This is a genomic window from Mesorhizobium sp. M0909, assembly GCF_040319515.1.
Lineage (GTDB): Bacteria > Pseudomonadota > Alphaproteobacteria > Rhizobiales > Rhizobiaceae > Mesorhizobium.
In genome coordinates this window covers 1-5,033 of record NZ_JAMYOA010000049.1, presented here as the reverse complement: position 1 = coordinate 5,033, position 5,033 = coordinate 1, and the positions used below count along the sequence as shown (strand labels likewise).

4 protein-coding genes are annotated in these 5,033 nt (G+C 60.0%); 1 reads left to right on the top strand and 3 read right to left on the bottom strand.

What is annotated here, in order from left to right; translation table 11 throughout:
* Window positions 1-1,252: 1,252 nt before the first annotated feature.
* Window positions 1,253-2,479 (top strand): ATP-grasp domain-containing protein, encoded by a 1,227-nt coding sequence (locus NKH83_RS31310; RefSeq protein ID WP_352809003.1) that lies wholly within the window; start codon window positions 1,253-1,255, stop codon window positions 2,477-2,479.
* Between the two features lie 441 nt (window positions 2,480-2,920).
* Here NKH83_RS31310 and NKH83_RS31305 read toward each other — a convergent pair whose 3' ends face one another.
* From NKH83_RS31305 to NKH83_RS31295, 3 genes are all read right to left on the bottom strand, one after another.
* Window positions 2,921-4,363, bottom strand: a complete 1,443-nt coding sequence (locus NKH83_RS31305; protein ID WP_352809001.1) for an IS4 family transposase — start codon at window positions 4,361-4,363, stop codon at window positions 2,921-2,923.
* Between the two features lie 145 nt (window positions 4,364-4,508).
* A complete protein-coding gene (locus NKH83_RS31300; RefSeq protein WP_352808999.1) occupies window positions 4,509-4,742 on the bottom strand; it encodes a hypothetical protein in 234 nt (77 codons plus the stop codon).
* A 2-nt stretch (window positions 4,743-4,744) separates the two neighbouring features.
* On the bottom strand, window positions 4,745-5,033 hold a 289-nt coding region (locus NKH83_RS31295; protein WP_352808997.1), incomplete at its 5' end, for an IS66 family transposase.

Genomic DNA, 5,033 nt, shown 5'->3' with positions numbered 1-5,033 from the left:
ACCGCGACGGCTGCGCTCAAGGATCTTGGCGCGTTCATATTCGGCGATCACGCCCTGAACCTGGAGCAAAAGATCATCCTCTGCCCAATCGGGCGGTTCAGGAACACGATCTCAACCTGACTGGCGATCGTGTTGTCGCTCGTCTACGCCTCGCTCGACACCCGCGCATAGAGCGCACATCGCGTCTCGGTCATTGCTCACCTCCCGATCTCGCCATCACTTCCGTCACCTTCGATGAAAGGTCCGCTCGACGTTCCTGCCGTTGCTTCGTGCGCCGTTTCGTCGGCACAAGACGGGCATAGGCCTCGAGCAGAGGTTGGGGGCCGGTTCTTGTCGCTTCGAACGACACGTGCGCATTAAATCCTATGGTGGCTCTGATTCGCCCGCGACAGATCGACTCGCATTCCGACCACAACGAGCCTCAACAAGCTGCAGCCTACGACTTGGACGCTCGATCCGCACCGACCACTCAAAGGCAACCTTGGCAACATTGTACAGTGGTTCACGACCCAGCAGCGGGGCAGGATCTGGAGGCCCTTCTGGTCGTCGGATCGGCAGGTCATCTCGACCACGAAGTCGAGATAGGCGGCTCGTGGATGACGGTGATGTCCCGAGTATATCGAGTGGCTTCAAAAGAGCATCAATGGCCAGGCCTCAACAGCATTGTCATGGTCGAGAGCACTTGTGAACTCAGTGGCAGGATCGAGCGGGAGATCCGCTTCTACATTTACCTCGCTGGTTCTCATCGCCAGCCCGATCGGTCCCCTCATACGCGACCATTAGGCCGTCGAGAACAGCCTCCACTGGGTGCTCGACATGGCATTTCGCGATGATGAGTCCCGCCTGCGAACCGACAATGCTCCCGCAAACTTCACCACCATAAAACACATCGCTCTCAATCTCATACGAAGAGCACCGGGCAAGGATTTGTTGCGCCTCAAACGAAAGGTCGCAGCATGGGACGATCAGTTCTTGGCAACCATCATCTCACGATAATTAACCCACCCGATTCCCCTGTTGCCGGTGACGGTTCGCTTGCACCGTTGCCCAACACTCTCCCAAACCCCGAAGCGGGGAACTCCGGTCAATCCCCAGGACCTTCACTCAAACAAAATTTTACAGAATCTTTACGACGGTAAATCGCCGACGATGGTACGTTCACCACAACGGCTGAGGTCAGGCACGGTCTGGGGCAGGCACGGCTAATTTAAACTCAGGCGCCGCACAGCACGCAACGGAGGGTTAACAGCCAATGGCAAGAAGAGCACTCATCCTGGTTGAAGGCTCAAGGAGCAATGGTCTGCTATACGTGAAAGCAGCCCAGCGTCTTGGCCTTCATCCAATTGCCCTATCGGCTGATCCAGCTCAGCACGACTATCTTGCGGCGGAAGGGAGTGAGGCAGTCCGTGTCGATACAAGCAATCTCGATGCGCTGATCCACGAATGTTCCCTGCTGTGTGCGACCTATGACATAGCCGGCATTACGAGCGCCGCGGAGTCGTTCTATGCCACAGTTGGCAGACTCTGCCGGCATTTCGACCTACCGGGACCGAATCCCGAATCGATTGAACGATGCTGCGACAAATTCGCTCAACGTCAGCTCCTTGCGGACGCCGGCGTTCCAATACCGGCTTATCGCCTGGCGGCGAATGCGATGGACGTAGATAGCTCTGCTGCGGAGATCGGATTGCCCGTGATCCTTAAGCCTGCCGTAGGCAACGGCGGCAGCGGTGTTCGATTGTGCCGCAGCGTCGACGAGTTGGCCGAACATACGACCTATCTGTTGGGAGGGAAGCACGTATGGCGGTCTTCGCCGAGGATACTGGTCGAAGAATTCGCAGAAGGCCCCTATTATTGGGCCGACATAATGGGAGATCAGATCATTGGAATTGGCACCGGTGACTGCGGCCCTCTACCGCATTTCGTAGGTCGGAAGTTCACCTTTCCGGCCCTGCTGACTGATGACGAGCATGAGCGTATCGCCGATGTTTCGCTGAGCTGTTTGCGACCTCTCGGCCTTGGCTGGGGGCCAACGGGTATTGAATTCCGGTGGACGAAGCGTGGTCCAGTCGTCATTGAAGTCAATCCGCGTCTTCATGGCGGAGGCGCTCCTCAACTGGTTCAGCTGGCTTATGGTGTCGATCTCGTCACCGAGCACATCAAGCTTGTCATCGGCGAGGTATGGGATTTACGCAGAAGGCATTCGCAGACAGCGGCCGCGCGGTTCCTGGTTGCTGATCGCGATGGCATCCTCGATTGGATCGATGGCGACGGTCGGACGGCTGCTCTACCAGGTGTTGCCGAGGTCAAGTTCTATGTTGAACCCAAGACGCCGATCGTCAGGAAGGGCGATTACCGAGACAAGCTCGGATATGTCGTGGCCGCTTCACCCAGCCGTGCTCGGACCGAGGCAATACTTCAGCGCGCCGTGGACCTAATTGGCTGCTCGATCACCCCATTTCCCACTGTTCGCGGATAAGAACAAAACAATATGAGGAACCCTTCAAACCGCTTTTTGGTCAGTATTAGCTGCGTTGGCGCGAAGCGGGACACCGGCCTCGGTCGTGGTCGAGTAGCTCAGCCATTCGGCTTTCGCCCTCCCAGATACGGGCGGTCGGATTCCCGCACCAAATGTGCTCGAACACATTTGGTGCGTAATGTGGCTTCGGTAGAGATGTGGCGTCGGCCGCCGCGGGCCAGAGGCAGCCCGCCGGTGAGGACGCCGAGCGCCACATAACAAAGCGGGTTACGGGGCCGAAGGAAGTCCATCAGCGCCGGTTGATCACGCCATCGTTTTGGGATCTTGCCGAGACTCGGCGCCTCGCATTTTTCGAGCGCGTAGCCTTGGTCTCGAAGTCGACCTCTCCAGAAGTGGCTCTCCAACCGTGTCTTCGACGTACCTATCCGGTGAAGCTTTCGATTACCCACATCGTCGGCTTGATCCAATAGAGATGCCGAAGGCGATGTCGTGCAAGCGGGTCATGGCGCGCCAGACGACCATGTTGCCGGGAGGCGGATCATGTTTGCGGGCGAGATAGCCGCCAAGCATGGCGATTTGCAGCAGGTAGGCGGCGAGCGTGGGCCGTTGGAGACGCGGTCGTGTTCGGGCGGCGTCGATTTGGTCGAGCGCAGTGATCTCGGCGAAGGTGAGAACGCTGTCGGGCGCGGCGTCTGGCTTGGCGCGCGCCGACATAGTGACGAAGAATATTCGCCAGCTGACCACTGCGATGAGAGCGAGGAACTTCGCCAGCCTCTCTGCGGTCTCGAGCCTCGCCTCCTCGGCGCGGCAGCCGGACTTCATGACCTTGTGGAACACCTCCGCCTTCCAGCGCAGAGCGTACCAGCCGAGCTTCTCGACCGCCACGGAGAGATCTTCGACCGGCAGGTTGGTTACCAGCTTCCAGTCGATCGGCTCGCGACCGGCCGGCGGATCCTCTTCGAGGGCATGGATGTATGTCAGAACCTGCGGACTGTAGCGCTTCTGTTTGCCCACGGGCGGCAATGTGTTGATGGCGGCGAACTTCACCCGCAGCCAGGTCGTCTCGTCCTGATCGATCGTAATGCGATGACGTCCCGCCCAGGGCGCCGCCGCAAGTTGGGTAAAGACGCGATTCGCAGGATCGTGTGGGCCAGCATCGGCAGGCCGCTCGGCGAGCCTGTTCGTCTGCACCCGCACGAGGAAGCTGGTACCAAGGTCCTGCGCGGTGCAATAGAGCTCGTAGATGTCGCTCTCCCGGTCACCCACATGCACACAGCGCTCGGGCGCGCCCACGAGCGCGATGGACTGACGCAAGTTCTCCAGCCAGCGGTAGCTCTCCTTCGTCTCGATCGGCACGCGCGTGGGATTGATGTGCCGCTTGAGCGCGAGCGTTCCCTTGAATTTCGTTCGGGTCCAGAACTTCACTGCCGTCAGACCGAGGGGCGTGCCGGTGAGGGTGACGGCCAAGCTCGAATGCATCAGCACCCCGCACAAGGTCAGCACGTTGGGCTGCCCAGCCTTGTAGCGCCCGGCGTTGATGGTCTTGGTGAAGCCGATTTTGCCCGGCTGCGCGCGGCTGTAGATAAATTCGGTCGTGTCCTGCAGGATAAGGATCGGACCTTCGTTCGCCGCAACGCGGGCCGCAGTCGCGGCGAAATGGCCGGCGAGAACGCTGTGTTCGGTCACACGCGGGTTGTCAAAGAAGCGGTAGGCCGCCTTCGCCGCTGCCCAGTCGCCACAGGCCGCCGGGATCGGCTTGCCCGGCGCTGCTGACAGCTGATCCAGCAACCGCTGCAGGCGGCGGACCAGGCGCTTGTCGGGAAGGGCCGCCGCGCAAAGCTCTTCCTGCCAAGCGGCTTCGCTGCTGCTGGTCTTGTCTCGCATCCGTGACGCCTCCGTGATTCGGCGTCACGGACAGAATCACAGCAGATTCATACGCGGCAATAGGCCCGCCGACGATGTGGGTAATCGAAAGCCGGTGAAGACCGCAGACGTGTATCCGGCGGCCATGAGCACCGCGGTGCTGGGGTCAAGCTTTCGATGGGGAGACGCGATGATATTCTTCGAGGAGAAGTTCGACCTCCTCGATGCTTTCATCGGTGAAGGCCAAGATCCCGTCGTCATCGTTGGCGCCGTAGACCCAGATGACGCCGTCCTCGGGCTCGAGACCGAGGGTCAGTTCCTGGATGAGCGCTTCGCTGACGCCGAGGTCCCTGGCGACACGTTCGACGGTGTAGACGTGATGCACCTTATTGCGCTGCATGATCAGGCCGCCGCTGATTGGGTCCGCAGTTGTGCGGATCTCCAATTCCACGGCAGCAAATCATCGATCCGATGGGCTGGGTGGGCTGCGATGCGCGCCAGGATATCGGCGAGCCAGGCCTGCGGGTCGATGCCACGCAGGGCTCGCTCGGCTGCATTGTTCGATAGGCAGATCTGCCCGTCATCGAGGAACCGGGTGAAGGATGACCAGCGGCGCAGCATGTAGTTGAAGGCCTTGGTCAGATCGTGTCCGCGCGAGAGCTTGTCGCGCGTCTCGATCATCCAGCGCTCG

Bases quoted from the DNA above. Each gene is read 5' to 3' on its own strand.
- NKH83_RS31310 (WP_352809003.1), top strand. From the start codon at position 1,253: ATGGCAAGAAGAGCACTCATCCTGGTTGAAGGCTCAAGGAGCAATGGT.
- NKH83_RS31305 (WP_352809001.1), bottom strand. From the start codon at position 4,363: ATGCGAGACAAGACCAGCAGCAGCGAAGCCGCTTGGCAGGAAGAGCTT.
- NKH83_RS31300 (WP_352808999.1), bottom strand. From the start codon at position 4,742: ATGCAGCGCAATAAGGTGCATCACGTCTACACCGTCGAACGTGTCGCC.